We start from the raw sequence: 16,792 nt of genomic DNA on the forward strand, positions 1-16,792 counted from the left end.
GGGCCGATCGTGGCTCAGCAGAGCACCGAGACCGACTGGGTCTCCAGGTTCGCGGACGAGGTCATTGCCGAGGCGGAGCGCCGCGCTCCCGGCAAACCGATCGTCTGCGCCTCGGGTCTGAGCCCGTCCGGCCCCATCCACCTCGGCAACCTCCGCGAGGTCATGACGCCGCACCTCGTCGCGGACGAGATCCGGCGCCGCGGCTACACCTGCGAACACATCCTGAGCTGGGACGACTACGACCGGTACCGCAAGGTCCCGGCCGGCGTCGACCCGTCGTGGGCCGAGCACATCGGCAAGCCGCTGACGTCCGTGCCCGCCCCGCCCGGCAGCCCGTACGGCAGCTGGGCCGAGCACTTCAAGGTGGCCATGGAGGCCGCCCTGGAGGAGCTGGGCATCGAGTACCGCGGCATCAGCCAGACCGAGCAGTACACCTCCGGCGCCTACCGCGAGCAGGTCCTGCACGCGATGAAGCACCGCTCGGACATCGACGCCGTCCTGGACCGCTACCGCACCAAGGACAAGGCGACCGGCGCGCCCAAGAAGCAGGGCCAGAAGCAGCAGAAGCCGGTCGACGAGGCCGAGCTGGAGGCGGCGGAGGGATCCGGCGCGGCGAGCGAGGACGACGGCAGCGCGGGCGGCGCGGGCTACTTCCCGTACAAGCCCTACTGCACGGTCTGCGAGAAGGACCTGACCACGGTCACGTCCTACGACGACGAGAGCACCGAGCTGGCCTACCACTGCACCGCGTGCGGCCACGCCGAGACCGTCGTGCTGCGTGAGTTCGACCACGGCAAGCTGGTCTGGAAGGTCGACTGGCCGATGCGCTGGGCCTACGAAGGGGTCGTCTTCGAGCCCAGCGGCGTCGACCACAGCTCGCCCGGCTCGTCCTTCGTCGTCGGCGGCCAGATCGTGCGCGAGATCTTCGGCGCCGATCAGCCGATCGGCCCGATGTACGCCTTCGTCGGCATCAGCGGCATGGCCAAGATGTCGTCCTCCAAGGGCGGCGTGCCCACCCCGGGCGACGCCCTGAAGATCATGGAGGCACCCCTGCTGCGCTGGCTGTACGCCCGGCGCCGCCCCAACCAGTCGTTCAAGATCGCCTTCGACCAGGAGATCCAGCGGCTGTACGACGAGTGGGACGCCCTGGAGCGGAAGATCGCGGACGGCTCGGTGCAGCCGGCCGACGCCGCGGCCTACGCGCGCGCCATCGGCACCGCCGCCGGCGAGCTGCCCAGCACGCCCCGCCCGCTGCCGTACCGCACCCTGGCCTCGGTCATGGACATCACCGCGGGCCACGACGAGCAGACGCTGCGCATCCTGAGCGAACTCGACCCGGAGAACCCGGTCACCTCGCTGGAGGAGACCCGGCCGCGGCTCGACAGGGCCGAGTACTGGATCACCACCCAGGTGCCGGCCGAACAGCGCACCATCGTGCGGGACGAGCCGGACGAGGAACTGCTCGGCTCCCTCGACGAGGAGGCGCGCGCCTCGCTGCGGCTGCTCCTCGACGGGCTCGACGAGCACTGGTCCCTGGACGGCCTGACCACGCTGGTCTACGGCGTCCCGAAGATCCAGGCGGGCTTCGCGCCGGACGCCAAGCCCACCCCGGAGCTGAAGGTCGCCCAGCGGCAGTTCTTCGCGCTGCTCTACACGCTGCTGGTCAGCCGGGAGACCGGGCCGCGGCTGCCCACGCTGCTGCTGGCGGTCGGCGCGGACCGGGTGCGCAAGCTGCTCGGCGGCTGAATCGCGGCGGGTGGTCGCCGGACGTGAGGCGTAGGGCCCCGCGGGCGACTGCGACTTCGGAGTGACACGGGTTCGGCCCCAGGGAGGAGGAATCCCTGGGGCCGAACCCGTCACGCTGGGGGCATGAGAGGAATCATCGGCTTCATCGCCATGCTTCAGGGGGCTCTGGGTTTCATCGGCCAGGTGTTCTTCGACGGCGCCTGGGGTCTGCTGCCCCACTGGTTCGCGCTGCCGTCGGTCGCCTACGTCGGCGTGTTCGCGGCCGGTGCCGCGCTGGCCGTCTGGGGGGACACCGACAAGAAGCGCAAGCAGGCGCGGTCGGGGGGCGGGACGGTGGCCTAGCGCAGCCTCGGCGCCGGCCCTGGCCCCGGTGCCGGCTACGGGATGTGCTCGGTCTCCATCTCCATACGGAGCCGCAGCCGGAAGTCCCTTACGAATCCGCGCAGGTAGCTCTCGGACAGCGGGCCGCCGTCCCGGCCGGTCACGCCGTAGAAGTCCAGGAGATAGCGGCCGAACTGCCGGGAGTCGGGGAACCCGTTCTTCTCCGCGACATACGCGCGAAAGGCCGTGAAGTACGCCTCGTCCCGCGGGATATCGTCCGGCAGCGTGCTGAGCGGCGGCAGCTGCACGGGATCCGGGGCGAATCCGGCGGCCGGGTCGGCGGGCGCGGTGAGCGGCTCGGCGTACGCCTCGACGGCCTCCGGTTCCTGCGCCGGTACGGTCCCCGCCTCAGCCGTCGGCACGCCGCCGCGCTGCTCGGGGATCGGCAGCGCACCGCCGACGCTGCCCAGCGGACGACTGCGCCCCGGACCCACCGGAACGGTCAACTGCGGTGCCCCGGCGTCCTGTTCGGTGTCGCGCGCGGGCGGTTCCTCGGACAGTGCATGGCTGATCTCCGGCTCGGCGGCGGCCGTACGGAGCGGCGGCGCGGGCTCGGAATCCGTCCGGCCGGTGAGGGCGGCGGCGGTCTCGTGCGGCTGCCCCGCGGTGTCGTTCGGCGCGGGGGCCATCGACGGGACGGGCGCGTGCCGGTCCTGCGATGTCGATCCTGCGGGCATCAGGGCCGCAGGTGCGATGCCGGCCGCGGCGAGGCCGGCGGGCGCGGTCTTGGCCAGCGGCACGCCGTAACGCGCCAGCCGCAACGGCATCAGCGACTCGACGGGCGCCCTGCGGCGCCACGCCCGCCCGTAGCGGGCCCGCAGCCGCGCCTGATAGACGAGCCGGTCCTGTTCCAGCTGGATGACCTGTTCGTAGGAGCGCAGCTCCCACAGCTTCATTCGGCGCCACAGCCGGAACGTGGACGGGAAGGCGAGCAGCCAGCGGGTGAGCCGGACGCCCTCCATGTGCTTGTCGGCGGTGATGTCCGCCATCCGCCCGACGGCGTGCCGGGCGGCCTCGACGGCCACCACGAACAGCAGCGGGATCACGGCGTGCATGCCGACGCCGAGCGGGTCGGGCCAGGCGGTCGCGCCGTTGAACGCGATGGTCGCCGCCGTCAGCAGCCACGCGGTCTGACGCAGCAGCGGAAACGGGATGCGGATCCACGTCAGCAGCAGATCCAGGGCGAGCAGCACGACGATCCCGGCGTCGATGCCGATGGGGAAGAAGACCGAGAAGCCGCCGAAGCCCTTCTTCTCGGCCAGCTCGCGCACCGCCGCGTAGGAGCCCGCGAATCCGATGGCCGCGATCACGGCGGCCCCGGCGATGACCACACCGATCAGGATGCGGTGGGTACGAGTCAACTGCGCCGTGTGCGTCGCGGACACCCGCGGTCCCTCCCGGCCTCGGCGACATGACGCGCCTAGGGTGGCACACCTGTTCGCCGGCCGCCGCCGCAGGTGCCCCCGGCCGGGCCGGGGGCAGTCAGGGACGTGGTGCGGTCAGCTGTTCGCCTTGGCCGCGGCGGCGACCGCCTCCTTGGCGGCGGCCTGGGCCTTCTTCAGCAGGTCGTCGGTCTTCGGGGTGTCGCCGCCGGCCAGACCCGCGCCGTTGTAGTTGAGGGTGACGACGATGTTCGACGTGCGGGCCACCACCGTCGTGTTCTTGAAGTCGTTGTCGTCCTTCTTCAGGTCGTAGGTGACCGTGGTCGCCTCGTCGCCCGTACCGGACGTCTGGACCGTCTTGACCTTCTTGGCGCCCTCGGAGGTCTTCGCGCCCGCGACCTGCTTGCCGTAGAACTCCCGGGCGCGCTGCTCACCGGAGCCGAGGGCCGCCTCGGAGTCGTAGCGCTGGTAGCCGATGTCCAGCCAGCGGAACTGGGTGCCGTCGACGCCCTGGGCGTCCGAGCTGTTCCAGGCGCAGGTGCCGTGCGCGGAGTTGTCGTTGGACTTGCCCCGCTCCCCGGACTCGTCCTTCACCTCGGGCAGCAGCTTCTTGACGGTGTCCTTGGAGAACGCCTCGCACGGGCTCGGCAGCTTCTTGTACTTCGCGGCCGCGACCTTCGGCGACGGGCTGTTCGCCTTGCCGGCGGTGTCCGAGGAGGAGGAGGCGCCGGAGTCCTTGGAGTCCGAGTCGGAGCAGCCGGCAACGAGCATCACCGGTACGGCGGCGCAGGCGAGAAGGCTGGCGAGTCGCTTGGCTGAACGGTGCATGGTTCCTTCGCTGTTCGTCGTCGTGAAGTCGGCGTGGCGCGACCGTGGGGGTCGCCCGTGGCGGCGAGCCCTGCCGCACACGAGGGGCAGGACTAGACGGCACGGTACGCGGCGGAACGGGATGGGTGGCCGATTCGTGTCGTTTGCGACATCGGGCAAAGGTGATTCACTCGCCGCTAAGGGGCAAATGGGCTTATTCGGACTTACGGGACTATTCGTTGAACCGCTCGACCAGCTCGCCGGCCAGCGAACGTGCCCTGTCCTGCAATTCCTGGCTTTCGGGCAACATCGTCTTGTCGGTGGACCACTGGTCGTACCCGATCGTCACAATCACATTCGACGTGCGGAAGACCACAGTCACATCACGGTGTACGCCGGAGTCCGCGGTGATCAGTTTGTCGTTGAGGAACGCGGCGTCGCCGAGGTCGTCCAGCACGCGCGGAGCGGTGGAGCTGTCCGGGGCCGTGCTCGCGTCGGAGGACGCCGAGGGGCCGGTGGAACCCTTGCCGCCGTCCTCGGGGGCCTTGGCCGCCCCGGACGCCTTTCCGGCGCCGGACGCCTTGCCCGCGCCGGCGCCGTTGGCCGTCCCGGCTCCCTTGCCCTTCGTCGCGGACGCGGACGCGGACGGAGGTGTGGGCGAGGTCGAGTCGGCGTCGCCGGCCGGAATGTCCGCGGCCAGCTCCTTGTCCGCGTAGATCTCCTGCGCCTTGTCGTCGTCGCTGACGGCGGCGTCGTAGGAGACCACCCGCTGGATGTCCAGGCTCAGATGGCGGGTGCCCGCGGCGGTCTCGCGCTTCCAGCGGCAGCCGACACGGCGGTCGGTGTCGTAGGTGATGTCGGCCTCGCCGCCGTAGATCTTCTCCGCGTCGGCCTGTGAGGGCTGCCGGCCGTCACCGGGCAGCATGCCCCGCACCGTGCCGCGTGCGGGCAGTCCGCAGGCCTCCGGGAGGGTCTGATAGCGGCCGGGCTCGGCGGCCTGGCTCGATGAGGTGGCGCCGCCGGCCTTGGCGTCGGCGGCGTCGTCGTCGGTGCTGGAGCCGCCGGTGCAGCCGGCGAGGCCGACGGCCAGTGCCGCGGCGGCCGCCACTGTGGCACCGGGTACGAACGACTTGCGTGGCATCGTTCGCGGCTCCTTCCCTGCGAAATGCGGTTGCCGCCGGACGGCGGGCGATGGACACAATGTGTACCGCACGTCTTGCCGCGAACGCCGGTCCGCCGTCCGTCATCGGATGAGTTGTCCGTCTTTTGCGTTTTATGTTTTTTCGGGGGAATGGGGGAGTCATGTCGTACACCGAGGTGCCCGGGGCGCAGGTGCCGATCCGGATGTGGGCGGACCCGTCCACGGTCGAGGGCGTCGCCATGCAGCAGCTGCGCAATGTCGCCACGCTGCCGTGGATCAAGGGCCTCGCCGTGATGCCGGACGTGCATTACGGCAAGGGGGCCACCGTCGGCTCGGTGATCGCCATGCACGGTGCGGTCTGCCCGGCGGCGGTCGGCGTCGACATCGGCTGCGGGATGAGCGCGGTGAAGACCTCCCTCACCGCGGACGACCTCCCGGGCGATCTCTCCCGGCTCCGTTCCAAGATCGAGGAGGCCATCCCGGTCGGCCGCGCGATGCATGACAGCCCGGTCGACCCCGGGCGGATGCACGGCTTCCCGGCGGCGGGCTGGGACGACTTCTGGGCGCGGTTCGACGGAGTGGCGTCGGCGGTCAAGTTCCGTGAGGAGCGGGCCGTCAAGCAGATGGGCTCGCTGGGCGGCGGCAACCACTTCATCGAGTTCTGCCTGGACGAGGCCGACACGGTCTGGCTGATGCTGCACTCCGGCTCCCGGAACATCGGCAAGGAGCTGGCCGACTTCCACATCGGCCAGGCGCAGAAGCTGCCGCACAACCAGGGGCTGGTCGACCGCGACCTGGCCGTCTTCGTCTCGGACACCCCGCAGATGGAGGCGTACCGCAACGACCTGTTCTGGGCGCAGGAGTACGCCAAGAACAACCGCTCGATCATGATGGCGCTCTTCCAGGACGTCGTCCGCAAGGAGTTCAAGAAGGCCCGTCCGACGTTCGAGCCGGTGATCTCCTGCCAGCAGGAAGATGCCGAAGGTCAGATGAGGACCGTCGAGTACCGTCCTGGCGTGATCAGCTGCCATCACAACTATGTCAGCGAAGAGCGCTACGACGGTATGGATCTGCTGGTTACGCGTAAGGGAGCTATCAGCGCCCGTGGTGGTGAGTGGGGCATCATCCCCGGCTCGATGGGGACGGAGTCCTACATCGTCCGTGGCCTGGGTAACGAGAAGTCCTTCAACTCGGCCTCGCACGGGGCCGGCCGCAAGATGAGCCGGAACGCTGCGAAGAAGCGGTTCTCGACGAAGGACTTGGAGCAGCAGACGGCGGGCGTGGAGTGCCGCAAGGACTCCGGCGTCGTTGACGAGATCCCTGGCGCGTATAAGCCGATCGGCAAGGTGATCGAGCAGCAGCGCGACCTGGTCCAGGTCGTCGCCAAGCTCAAGCAGGTCATCTGCGTCAAGGGCTAAGGCCAGCGCTACACGTGACCGACAAGCCCCGGACGGTTCGTCCGGGGCTTTGCGCTTGCAGTAAGGCGGCAGGGGGCTTCTGATCGAGGGGAACGCGGCTGCGTGGCTGATTACGGCCGCTGCGCCAAAGTGCACGGGAGTACGAGATGACAGACCAGCCAGTGTCCGAGGACGGCGTTCCCATCTCGTTCGCTGTGCCGATCAGCGAGCCATTCGCGCAGGCCGCAGCCCAGGTGCTCAAGGATGTCCGGGAGCTGGCCGACGATGGCTTTCCCGACAGCATGGAGGGTGCAGGGACGCCGTTCAGCCGCGAGGCGGAGAGCTTCTGGAGTTTGCCTGATCCTGTCGGCGAGGCGAGGAGGTCGATGCTCGGCCTGATCCTGGAGCTTGGCCAGCTGTCGTGGGCGAACGCCCTTGACCATGTGCGGGCTCTGGAGCAGGACATCATCATGAAACCGCCGCCCGTCTGGTCGCCCCTAACCTTGGGTCGAGCGGTGATGGAGAACTGTCTGCTCCTTCACTACTTGCTGGACCCATCGATCTCTGGAGCCAAGCGATTGGCTCGTTGGGCCGGGCTGCGGCACACAGATATCGAACACATGGAGAAGACGGCAGTTGCCTTCGGCCCTGAGCAGGTGGCAAGGGTTGCTGAGCTGAAGACGCAGGTGCAGCGGGGCCTCGTTGATGTCGGGGCCACAGAGTGCTCGAACCCGAACGGCAGGGTGGTCGGATACGAAGTCGATCACGAGAGAGCTGGCCTGGACATCAACCTCACAGAGGAAGCTAAGGCCCTGCCGGCATACCTCCTCGTCCCGTATCGGGTTCTTTCGGGAGCGGCTCATGGCCGACCGTGGATGACCGGCCGCGCGCGGGAACTGGCGCAGGGGACCGGCGAGCCATTGGCTGGCGAAGCGGCCACCGTCATGCACGCCGTCATGGCCGTCATCGGCTCCCTAGAGACGGCGCTGGTGGCATGGCAGGACTACTGCGGGGCCGACCTCAGCGACACGTTGCAGGGACTGCTCGACCGGCGAATGACGTTCTTCATTGATGCGGTTGGCCTGACCCATGAGGAGATGCCTTAGGGCGAGTCAACTGGCTGTGCTCGGCACGGCTTTGGATGCTGTCGCCTTGCTGATGAGTAGCGGTGCAGGTTTGGGTCGGACACGCGGAGTGGACCTGCTGGATACCCCGAAGGGCGCCACAAGCGCGCGTGGCGGCTGGTAGGCACACTCCCGGCCGTAGGACACGGAGTCGTGCATCGCGTCGTGTGCAACAAGAACCCTCTGGCTGTGGGTGAGGTCCCGATGTATGCCTGCCGGTTGGCGAGGACACTCAGGGGCCGAAGGACGCTAGTTAACGCGTTTTCTTGTTTGCGCATTCGAGCGCTGCCACAAGTGGCGCCAAACCGCGAATAAAATTGTCGGAAAATTCCAAAAGGTCAGCTTCGCCTCTCAGGGACTCGACTCTATCGGAATCGATTCTTACGGCGCGGACTGGCCATTGGTTGCGCCGTGCCTTATCCAGAGCCGTCTGGAGGCAAGACAGCTTACCTGTTAGGGTGAGAAGGTCAACGCCTTCGACGTTTTTATAGCTACGCGAGATAACCCCGGGGCGTCGCTGGCGAGTCCCGATGGCGTGGAGACGCTCAAGCAGGTTCGCTGCTTCCAGGTCGGCCTTTATTAGTAATCTCTTCGTCAGTTCGGCCTGGCCTTTTTCGCGCAATCCGGGCAACGTCGTGAGGGTGACATTTGTTTTTCCGGCGGACTGGATTGCGCCTGATTGGAACCCGGAATCAGCAACGAACAGACCTCGATCGGCACCGACGTCTTGGACGATTCCGATGAAGGTCAGAACCTTACTCTTTTCGACTCGTCGTTCTTGCTGCTTACACTCGACGATCCAAGTAAAGCAGATTCCTGTCTTTTCATAAGTCCCAACGACATCCAAATCGTGTGATCCGCGTGCTCCTTCCAGGGTCACATCAACGGCTGCCGTGAATCCCATGCTCCTCAAGAACTCAGCTACCTCCTCTTGGTAGTCATGCCAGCTGGCCACGGGGGGCTCCTCTCTGGATGAAGATTCTAGGTAGCTGACCGGACTTTTTCGTATACCTTGCGGCTCTGCCAGTAGGGAAGATGTCGAAGGTCAGATGAGGACCGTCGAGTACCGTCCTGGCGTGATCAGCTGCCATCACAACTATGCCAGCGAAGAGCGCTACGAGGGGTGGATCTGCTGGTTACGTGTAAGGGGGCGATCGGCGCCCATGGCGGCGAGTGAGGCATCATCCCCGGCTCGATGGGGAGGGAGTCCTACATCGTTCGTGGCCTGGGCGAGGAGAAGTCCTTCAACTCCGCCTCCCATGGTGCCGGCCGCAAGGTGAGCTGGAACGCTGCGAAGAAGCGGTTCTCGACGGAGGACTTGGAGCAGCAGACGGCGGGTGTGGAGTGGCTGCGGTGGTGGACGAGATCCCCGGTGCGCACAAGGTGATCGAGCAGCAGCGGGATCGTCCAGGTCGTTGCGAAGCTCAAGCAGGTCACAGGCCATCTGTGTGAAGGGCTGACCTGCAAGAGTCACGTGATCAGCAAATCCTGGATTCTGCGCGTGCTCTACCGAAGCGCGTCCTCGACACCGCTCTCTGCGCGGAAGTGGTCGTCCACTCGACAAGCCCCCGTGGTGAAACCGCCCGGCTAGGTGGGAGCGTCTTCGGGGTATGACCTCTGCAGGACTCGATTCTTTTCTCCCTACACCGGACTGGTCACCGTGTGGTTTCGGTGCTCATCCTTCGATTGACCCTGTTGGCTGTCGAGGCGTCCTCATTCCTGGTCGCGATGCTTGTCTGGCTCATCTGGGCGAGGCGGAACGAACCGCTCACATGGCTACCCTCTCGTCAGGCGCCGACATCGACCATCGCGGTACGCCCTTCACCGAAGATCTGCTGACCGAACTGCTCAGAGCGGTCACCGACCCCTCTACTAACCGCCCCTGCCTTGGTGATGCTTGGTTTGTCGGCGCGAGGTTTGAGGGCCCTGCCATGTTTGCTGACGTGACGTTCGGTGGCCACGCCCGGTTCGACGAAGCGACGTTTGAGGACGAAGTCTATTTCACCGAGGCTAAATTCAGCTGCGAAGCCCGGTTCGCCGAGACGACGTTCGAAACTGCTTGGTTTATCGGTGCGACATTTTTCAAAGTTGCCGTGTTCACCGGGGCTACGTTCGGTGGTAACGCTTGGCTTTCAGGTGTGAAGTTTGGCCATGAAGCCGTATTTGTTGGAACGCAGTTCGAAAGCTTCGCCAACTTCGAGGGGGCGAAGTTCGATGGCGAAGCCAGGTTCAATTCCGCGAGGTTTGGTGATAGCGCCGTGTTCGGCGGGGCGCTCTTTCGCAGTGACGCCAAATTCCCGAGAGTGGCGTTCGAGCGAGCTGTAGCGGTGGGACCGCTGGGATGCGTGGGGACATTCGATCTTTCGGAGGCGGAGTTCGGCACCGCTGTGGTGATCGAAGCGGCAGCAGCGGCAGTGCGTTGCCGGCGAACGCGGTGGTCCTCCACCGCCGCGCTGCGGCTGCGACATGCGTCCGTGGACTTCAGCGACGCCGTAATGGAGTATCCGGTGAGTCTCTCTGCCCACCCCCGCCCCTTCAGACTGCGGGATCAAGAGGTGGCCGAACCTGAGGTGTCGGAATCCCGTGTGCGGGCCGTATCGCTGCGGGGGGTGGACGCGGCGCACATGGTGCTCACTGACGTCGACCTCACCGTCTGTCAGTTCACCGGAACCATTCACCTCGACCAGCTGCGCCTGGAAGGGCGGTGCCGTTTGGCAACGGCTCCCTCCGGGCTGCGCTGGCATGGGATACGGCCGGTGCGCTGGTCACCGCGCCGGACGCTGGCGGAAGAGCAGCATTGGCGTGCCGCACAGGGATCTAACGCAGAGGGTTGGACTTCCGTAGCAGAGGGAGGGGAGGTGCTGGGCCCAGCCGCGCTCGCGCCGGTGTACCGACAGCTGCGCAAGGCATTCGAGGACAGTAGGGACGAACCCGGCGCGGCTGACTTCTACTACGGCGAAATGGAGATGCGCCGCCACGATGCCGACACTCCTCGGGCCGAGAGACTCCTGCTCGCTGCCTACTGGGGAGTGTCGGGTTACGGCATGAGGGCCTCCCGAGCGCTGGGCTTGCTGCTGGTGGCTATGACCGCCACCGTTCTGGCGATGATGCTGTGGGGTCTACCGCAGGACGCATCGAAGCCGACCAGCACCGGCACCTTCACCGGCCGCAATATCACCATGACCACCGACACGCCTGATCCGGTCAACCCCTCTGGACCGTTGCGTGGGCGGCTGACCACGGAGCGATTTGAGAAGTCCTTGCGGGTGGTGATCAACTCGGTTGTGTTTCGCTCCTCCGAGCAGGAGCTGACCACCGCCGGTACCTATACCGAGATGGCATCCCGCGTCACTGAGCCGCTGCTCCTCGGGCTGGCCATTCTGGCTATCCGTGGTCGGGTCAAACGCTAGTTGCCAAACAGTTCACGGTCAGCGTTGGCCCTGAACCTCCGAGGCTGAGCGGTCGAGCGCCGACTCCGTAGGCACCGAGCATCGAGGAGGTCACTCTTGTCAGATCGCTAACTAGGCCGTTTCCTACGGATCATCTTGCTGACCAGATGAAGATTGCGGCGAGGTGGAGCCCGGTAGATGGTGGCGGTCCCGGGTAGCGAGACCACGCCACTGCTTGAGCTTGTTGGTGCACCGCTCGACGGAGTTGCATCGGCGGGAGGCGTCGCGGCCGAAGGTTGGCAGCCTGCCGGCGGACCAGCCTCGCTTCCTGCGGTTGATGATCTGGTCGGCGGGCTGGGGGGGACCGCCCGGGTCCCGCCGCAAGGCAGGCGGGCTTATCCCGTTGCTACACTCTCTCGAATGTTTCTGATGGGTTCATGCCAGTGAATTCAGTTCATTTACCGAGCATTGGGGGGCGTTGAGAATGCCGGACGGGTTCTCCGTGGACCTCGAGGCGCTACACAAGGCCGCATCTGGGATCAGAACCACTCTGGACGCGATGGCCACCAAGAAGGTGAGCGACATCGACGCTCCCGAGGACGCCTTCGGACACGATGAACTGGCCACAGCGGTGGTCGATTTCTGCGATCGGTGGAACAGCGGTGTCTCACACCTGGCATCTGACGGTGCAGAGGTCTCCGACCGGCTGAACCACTGCGTCAAGAGCTACGCAAGGGCTGAGAAACATATCCAACTCTCAGCTCAGGGCATTCTTCATTCCTCTTCCGGAAAAGATCCGGGGGCGTCCTGATGGCTCAGCTTGGTGAGACGTCGAATCCCCGCGAGCTTGTCCCGGGCGCACCGGGTGCCCTGACCACGACCGCACAATCTCTGCTTGCCTACGGTGATGTACTTCAAGAGGCTGGCCAGGGGTTGGCGAAAATCGACACTGAGGCCGGCTGGAGTGGCAAAGCCGGTGATGCCTTCCGTGATCGCTTTCATGGCCAGCCGGCCAGATGGTTAGAGGCAGGCAAGGATTTCCACGCAGCCGCGGCCGCCTTGTACGAATACATCCACACCCTGCGCGCAGCTCAGCAGCGCGCCGACGACGCCATATCCCAATTCTCGCGCGGCGAGGCGAGTACCAAAACTGCCGAGAAAGCCCATGCTCAGCGAGTTAGTGACGCCTCCAGCAGAGGGGACAGCGTCGAGATCCCTTTTCACGATCCTGGCGAAGCGGACCGTACTACCGCTCGTGAGAATCTCGAAACTGCTCGCGGCAATGTGAAAGACTCTGGGAACACCGCGGCCAGGCTGGTGAGGAAGGCCACGGAGTCCGCCCCGGAGCGCCCAGGATTCTGGTCCGACGTCGGCGATTTCTTCAGCGATGTGGGTGAAGGGTTGGTGGACGGTGGTATAGACGTTCTCACTGGCCTTGCCTCCTTCGGAAACGCCATGATCCAGCATCCGGGCGACACCGCGGCGCTGCTCGGCGGTACGCTCCTGGCCGGGGTCAGTGCCGGCGGTGAAGGGCTGGGCATTGCCCTGGACGCCACCGGTGCCGGTGCTGTCGCTGGAGTACCGCTCGGCGCTGTCTCCGCTGCCGGGATCGCCACGGGAGTCGGACTGGCAGGTGCTGGCGCCGCGGATCTCGCCCAGCACGCCGCACGCGACTCCAAGGTCGAACCTCTACAGAGGAACAGCGAAGGGCCTGGCGCCAGCGGCTCCGAACAGCAGCAAGCGTCCGAGCTGATTAAGAACGGTCAGCATTACAAGGGCACGGGTGGTCGCGCAGGGAACAATCTGCCGGTGGAGGGCGGTCCGGAAAACGGAACCCTCTACAAGACCAATCCGGAGACGGGAAATGTAAGCAACTATACAACTTACGATTCCGCAGGACGGCCTTTGAAGCGTGTAGACTTGGAAGGTGATTCGCATGGCGGGGTGGAGACGCCGCATGTCGTAGAATACACGCACAATACCAATCCGAAGACCGGTGAAGTCTTCGTGCGCCCATCAAGGTCAGTGCGCGCCGCATTCCCCTGGGAGATCCCGTGAACAGCAGCAAACCGGCGTGGTCCGAGCGTGAGCTGCCGGTATTTTTCAGGCAATGGCGCACTGAGTGGAAGGACGAGGGCCTCTCGCCGGACAACTACCTTGACTTCGAGGGCGGCCTGCGTTTCGTCCTGGCCGCAGCCTGGCTGTTCTGCCCCGAGACGGTCGAGTACCGCGGCTGCGTGTTTCTCAAGGAGAACTTCAGTCAGAGCACTGCCGACGACTGGTTCACGAACCTGGAGGACGATCGGCGCCGTATCGAACTCGTCGTCAATCACGTCGAGTTGTGGGCAATTTTCAGCAACACCGCTTTGACGGATGACAATCAACTCGGGGAGGAACTTCCCCAACTCGCGCTGGCTCTGGGGGAGTGCTGGCAGGGAGTCCTGTCCGCGCGTTACCCCGACCGAGAGATCACGGTCGAGGTGAGCGACGAGGAGGACGGCTCCTACGGGCCGACAGTAACTTTCTGGACATCGCCGTCCATCTCTGCCTTCGGCTAGGCCGTTTCCTGCGGATCGCATTGCTGACCAAATGAAGACGGTGGTCCTGGCGGCAGTCAACGTCGCTTGCCCTGAGCTAGGGCCTGACTGGAAGGGCAGCTGACGGCCCACACGGAGTGGACGTCACAGTCGCCTACCGTCATTCTCGATGCAAGAGGGCCCCGGCAGGTAATTGCTGGGGCCCTCTTGTTCTGCCCTGCACGTCAGTCGGGCGGGTCCGACCCTGTGCACGGGGGCGGCGGCGAGACCGCGTGGCCTACCTCCCGGGAACGGTAACCGCGCCGTTGGCGGCAACCTCGTCTGAGATGCTGGGGGCACCAGGCGAGAGGGGCACGTTCATGCAGTGGAAGACTCATGGCGAACGGCAGATCTACACGAATCCTTGGGTGAACCTGTGCCTGGTGGATGTGCAGCAGCCGGACGGACGACGTTGGGAACATCATGTCGTCCGGCTTCGGCACCTGGCCGTGGGCGCCGTGGTCAATGATCGCTCTGAGGTTCTCATGATGTGGCGCCATCGCTTCATCACGGACGCATGGGCCTGGGAATTGCCAATGGGTCTCATAGAGGAGGGGGAGACGCCGGAGCAAGCGGCGTCCCGTGAGGTCCTCGAAGAGACCGGCTGGCGACCTGGACCGATGAAGCCTGTGATCTACGCCGAGCCAGCCAACGGGATCACGGACTCGCAGCACTATGTCTTTCGTGCCGACAGTGCGACCTACGTCGGTCCGCCGACGGAGAAGAACGAATCCGACCGCATCGAGTGGGTCCCTCTCGCCGACGTTCGAGGCATGATCGACCGCCGGGAGATCGTGAGTAGCGGCTCGCTTGTTGGTCTTCTATACGTGCTCATGGACGAGGCGACCAGCTGATCTATGTGGGGAGGGCTTCCCTCAGGCGCGCCTCGAAGGCTAGTGCCACAGGCTCCTGCCGGTAAGCAGCCAGCTGTTCGTAGAACTCTCTGAGGTGGCCGGCCAGCCGCTCGGAAGCAACCGCTGAGGCGGAATCAAGGGCTTCTGTAGCGGCGTGGCATGCCTGGTCCAGCTTGCCGAGCTGCAGTTGGGTGCGGGCCAGCCAAAAGGCGTGGAAGGCGCGTCCTCGCTGGTTGGAGGTGTACTCCCTGCGCATGGCCTCTGCGATCAAGGGCTCAGCGGTTGCTGCTTCCCCGAGCTGGCCGTGTGCGATGCCGGTGTCCACGATGAGCTTGGGCTCGTCGAAGTAGAACATCCACGCCGGGTCAGGGTCCTTTGCGTCGATGAGTTCGAACTGCCGGTGGGCTTCAGAGATCGCCCTGTGAGTGGCTGTCTGGCTGCCGAGTGCCGCATGTGCGAATGCTTCCCTCATGGACAGCATTGACAGGAGTCGGGGGGTTGAGCCCATACCGGTGTGAGCGGCATCTTGTGCGGCGTTGACGAGTGCCAACGCATCCGCGGGCTTCTCCTGGTACGTCGCTTGCAGGCTCATACAGGCAAGCACGTTGGCCATGAACGGCCGGTCCTCGATCTCCCTGGCTAGTTGCAGTGACTCCGTGAAGTAGGCACGCGCTTGGCTGTATTGGCGGGCGTCGAAGTGCGTCCAGCCGGTGAGACGCGCAAGTTCGGCAGCCACCCCATAGAGGCCGTGCCTCATGGACGTCGACTTACTCTCCGGCAAGAGGCCCACTACATAACGCAGTTGTCCGACCACTGCTGGCCTCAGGGCCTCGCCACCGTGCTGGTCGTCCCGTCGCCAGTAGTCCTCAATCGATGACTGAAGTGCCCGCAGTGTGGACGGGCCTGGGCTGGTCCCTGAAGTGATGGCAAGGATGCTGTCGACATCGGGGCCCGCCAGAGTCACGGGGCTAGATAGCGCAGGCTGCGAAGCTTGAGGCGGCTCTCGCTCGGTGACTACAAGCGCCTGCGGCGTTTCCCAAGGCCGGCGGGCGAGGCCCAGCATGTCTCCGGGGATGCGCAAGCCATCAGAGATGCGCTCGATAACGTCCATGTGCAGCAACTGACGTTGACCGGCAATCACTTCACCGACACGACTTGGCGTCAGATCACATAGCCGGGCAATCATCGACGGGTAGATGCCTGCCTGCTTCTTCACCAACCGAAACACCCGAGCGAAGTCCCGGACTCGGCACGCATTGATCATCTCTGGGTCGGTAAGCAGCCTTGCAGGAAGCTCCCGCGGTTGGGCCAGCTTCGTCATCGAGCGGGCTCCCATGCTTGAGGGCTACGCAACGTCGCAAATTCTCCACCTCTCGTGATGTTACCCAAGTTGGGTAACCAGCTGGGCCTTTGAGGGGTGTTGGCAGGAGCGCGATGCTCCTGGGCATGGCTACAGGGCAACCAGTGGAATTCACCTGTGACCGCTGCGTGAGGCGGTCTCACTGCTTCCTGACCAGGAGGCCAACGATGAACAGGACAGGTACGCCGGCCGTTCTCTACATCTGCGCGGCCCGTAACCAGGACGCCCCTGGCTTGGCGGTGCAGCGCGCTGAGCAAGAGGGCCGCGAGTTCGCGTCCGATCGCAACTTTCGCATCGTCGGGGAGATCAACGACGCCTTCGGCGAGCCGGACCCGCAAAGACGCTCAGGCTGGCTGCGAGTTCGGGAGATGGCCGAGCGCGGCGAGGTGCAGGCAGTCATCACGCGTTGGCCCAACGCGTTGTCCCCGGTACCTGAACTGCGTCACCCGGAGCTGGATCACCTCGGACGCCATGGCGCGCAGGTGCTCTTCACCTGGGCGCCGTTGGTCGCGACGCCTGCTGGCGTGAGTGCGCCGTGAGCGGCCGCCATGCGCGGGACACGCCGTCACGCCCTGGTTTGGCGGTTGCCCTGTTGGGCGTGCTGGGGCTGGCACCGCCTGTGGTGATCGTCGGGG

General features: G+C 65.6%; 15 protein-coding genes and 1 pseudogene. 11 read left to right on the forward strand and 5 right to left on the reverse strand.

The window, feature by feature from the left end; all coding sequences use genetic code 11:
* Positions 1 to 9 precede the first annotated feature (9 nt).
* Together lysS and ACH4FH_RS00130 are read left to right on the forward strand one after the other, a co-directional pair.
* Positions 10 to 1,746: a lysine--tRNA ligase gene (gene lysS / locus ACH4FH_RS00125; RefSeq protein ID WP_398553457.1), complete on the forward strand. Its 1,737-nt coding sequence runs from the start codon at positions 10 to 12 to the stop codon at positions 1,744 to 1,746.
* Positions 1,747 to 1,869: 123 nt separating this feature from the next.
* Positions 1,870 to 2,088, forward strand: a complete 219-nt coding sequence (locus ACH4FH_RS00130) for a hypothetical protein (protein ID WP_398553458.1) — start codon at positions 1,870 to 1,872, stop codon at positions 2,086 to 2,088.
* A gap of 35 nt (positions 2,089 to 2,123) precedes the next feature.
* On the opposite strand, the gene ACH4FH_RS00135 is transcribed toward ACH4FH_RS00130, so the two are convergent.
* From ACH4FH_RS00135 to ACH4FH_RS00145, 3 genes are all read right to left on the reverse strand, one after another.
* Entirely contained in the window at positions 2,124 to 3,488 is a 1,365-nt protein-coding gene (locus tag ACH4FH_RS00135; RefSeq protein ID WP_398553952.1) for a DUF2637 domain-containing protein, read from the reverse strand.
* 138 nt (positions 3,489 to 3,626) lie between these two features.
* A complete protein-coding gene (locus ACH4FH_RS00140) occupies positions 3,627 to 4,337 on the reverse strand; it encodes a DUF3558 family protein (RefSeq protein ID WP_398553459.1) in 711 nt (236 codons plus the stop codon).
* A 211-nt stretch (positions 4,338 to 4,548) separates the two neighbouring features.
* Positions 4,549 to 5,457, reverse strand: coding sequence for a hypothetical protein (locus ACH4FH_RS00145; protein WP_398553460.1), 909 nt, complete (start codon positions 5,455 to 5,457; stop codon positions 4,549 to 4,551).
* Between the two features lie 161 nt (positions 5,458 to 5,618).
* Between ACH4FH_RS00145 and ACH4FH_RS00150 the strand changes: the two genes are divergently transcribed.
* Positions 5,619 to 6,875, forward strand: coding sequence for an RtcB family protein (locus ACH4FH_RS00150; RefSeq protein ID WP_398553461.1), 1,257 nt, complete (start codon positions 5,619 to 5,621; stop codon positions 6,873 to 6,875).
* Between the two features lie 146 nt (positions 6,876 to 7,021).
* Positions 7,022 to 7,960, forward strand: a complete 939-nt coding sequence (locus tag ACH4FH_RS00155; RefSeq protein ID WP_398553462.1) for a hypothetical protein — start codon at positions 7,022 to 7,024, stop codon at positions 7,958 to 7,960.
* Between the two features lie 271 nt (positions 7,961 to 8,231).
* Here ACH4FH_RS00155 and ACH4FH_RS00160 read toward each other — a convergent pair whose 3' ends face one another.
* Positions 8,232 to 8,933 (reverse strand): restriction endonuclease, encoded by a 702-nt coding sequence (locus tag ACH4FH_RS00160; protein WP_398553463.1) that lies wholly within the window; start codon positions 8,931 to 8,933, stop codon positions 8,232 to 8,234.
* Between the two features lie 103 nt (positions 8,934 to 9,036).
* On the opposite strand from ACH4FH_RS00160, the pseudogene ACH4FH_RS00165 reads away from it, so the two are divergent.
* From ACH4FH_RS00165 to ACH4FH_RS00190, 6 genes and pseudogenes are all read left to right on the forward strand, one after another.
* Positions 9,037 to 9,413 (forward strand): annotated as a pseudogene (locus tag ACH4FH_RS00165) (RtcB family protein); the annotation flags it as partial.
* A gap of 337 nt (positions 9,414 to 9,750) precedes the next feature.
* A complete protein-coding gene (locus ACH4FH_RS00170) occupies positions 9,751 to 11,388 on the forward strand; it encodes a pentapeptide repeat-containing protein (protein ID WP_398553464.1) in 1,638 nt (545 codons plus the stop codon).
* 538 nt (positions 11,389 to 11,926) lie between these two features.
* The gene (locus ACH4FH_RS00175; RefSeq protein WP_398553465.1) at positions 11,927 to 12,178 is read left to right on the forward strand and encodes a hypothetical protein; all 252 of its coding nucleotides are present in this window, start codon (positions 11,927 to 11,929) and stop codon (positions 12,176 to 12,178) included.
* Positions 12,178 to 13,425 carry a putative T7SS-secreted protein gene (locus tag ACH4FH_RS00180; protein ID WP_398553466.1) on the forward strand — a complete coding sequence of 416 codons (1,248 nt, stop codon included), beginning with the start codon at positions 12,178 to 12,180 and terminating at the stop codon, positions 13,423 to 13,425. The genes ACH4FH_RS00175 and ACH4FH_RS00180 overlap by 1 nt, the downstream gene beginning before the upstream one ends.
* Positions 13,422 to 13,925 (forward strand): hypothetical protein, encoded by a 504-nt coding sequence (locus ACH4FH_RS00185; RefSeq protein WP_398553467.1) that lies wholly within the window; start codon positions 13,422 to 13,424, stop codon positions 13,923 to 13,925. Before ACH4FH_RS00180 ends, ACH4FH_RS00185 begins: the two co-directional genes overlap by 4 nt.
* 338 nt (positions 13,926 to 14,263) lie before the next feature.
* The gene (locus ACH4FH_RS00190; protein WP_398553468.1) at positions 14,264 to 14,797 is read left to right on the forward strand and encodes an NUDIX hydrolase; all 534 of its coding nucleotides are present in this window, start codon (positions 14,264 to 14,266) and stop codon (positions 14,795 to 14,797) included.
* A gap of 1 nt (position 14,798) precedes the next feature.
* On the opposite strand, the gene ACH4FH_RS00195 is transcribed toward ACH4FH_RS00190, so the two are convergent.
* Entirely contained in the window at positions 14,799 to 16,118 is a 1,320-nt protein-coding gene (locus ACH4FH_RS00195) for a hypothetical protein (RefSeq protein WP_398553469.1), read from the reverse strand.
* A 206-nt stretch (positions 16,119 to 16,324) separates the two neighbouring features.
* On the opposite strand from ACH4FH_RS00195, the gene ACH4FH_RS00200 reads away from it, so the two are divergent.
* Positions 16,325 to 16,696 carry a hypothetical protein gene (locus ACH4FH_RS00200; RefSeq protein ID WP_398553470.1) on the forward strand — a complete coding sequence of 124 codons (372 nt, stop codon included), beginning with the start codon at positions 16,325 to 16,327 and terminating at the stop codon, positions 16,694 to 16,696.
* The last annotated feature ends 96 nt before the right edge of the window (positions 16,697 to 16,792 follow it).

Origin of the sequence: Streptomyces sp. NPDC017993 (assembly GCF_044328065.1) — a bacterium.
Lineage (GTDB): Bacteria > Actinomycetota > Actinomycetes > Streptomycetales > Streptomycetaceae > Streptomyces.

What these genes read in the sequence shown, in the direction of transcription:
- ACH4FH_RS00175 (WP_398553465.1), top strand. Translation starts at nt 11,927, where the DNA reads ATGGCCACCAAGAAGGTGAGCGACATCGACGCTCCCGAGGACGCCTTC.
- ACH4FH_RS00170 (WP_398553464.1), top strand. Translation starts at nt 9,751, where the DNA reads ATGGCTACCCTCTCGTCAGGCGCCGACATCGACCATCGCGGTACGCCC.
- ACH4FH_RS00180 (WP_398553466.1), top strand. Translation starts at nt 12,178, where the DNA reads ATGGCTCAGCTTGGTGAGACGTCGAATCCCCGCGAGCTTGTCCCGGGC.
- ACH4FH_RS00200 (WP_398553470.1), top strand. Translation starts at nt 16,325, where the DNA reads ATGAACAGGACAGGTACGCCGGCCGTTCTCTACATCTGCGCGGCCCGT.
- ACH4FH_RS00145 (WP_398553460.1), bottom strand. Translation starts at nt 5,457, where the DNA reads ATGCCACGCAAGTCGTTCGTACCCGGTGCCACAGTGGCGGCCGCCGCG.
- ACH4FH_RS00190 (WP_398553468.1), top strand. Translation starts at nt 14,264, where the DNA reads ATGCAGTGGAAGACTCATGGCGAACGGCAGATCTACACGAATCCTTGG.
- ACH4FH_RS00150 (WP_398553461.1), top strand. Translation starts at nt 5,619, where the DNA reads ATGTCGTACACCGAGGTGCCCGGGGCGCAGGTGCCGATCCGGATGTGG.
- ACH4FH_RS00140 (WP_398553459.1), bottom strand. Translation starts at nt 4,337, where the DNA reads ATGCACCGTTCAGCCAAGCGACTCGCCAGCCTTCTCGCCTGCGCCGCC.
- ACH4FH_RS00155 (WP_398553462.1), top strand. Translation starts at nt 7,022, where the DNA reads ATGACAGACCAGCCAGTGTCCGAGGACGGCGTTCCCATCTCGTTCGCT.
- ACH4FH_RS00195 (WP_398553469.1), bottom strand. Translation starts at nt 16,118, where the DNA reads ATGACGAAGCTGGCCCAACCGCGGGAGCTTCCTGCAAGGCTGCTTACC.
- ACH4FH_RS00130 (WP_398553458.1), top strand. Translation starts at nt 1,870, where the DNA reads ATGAGAGGAATCATCGGCTTCATCGCCATGCTTCAGGGGGCTCTGGGT.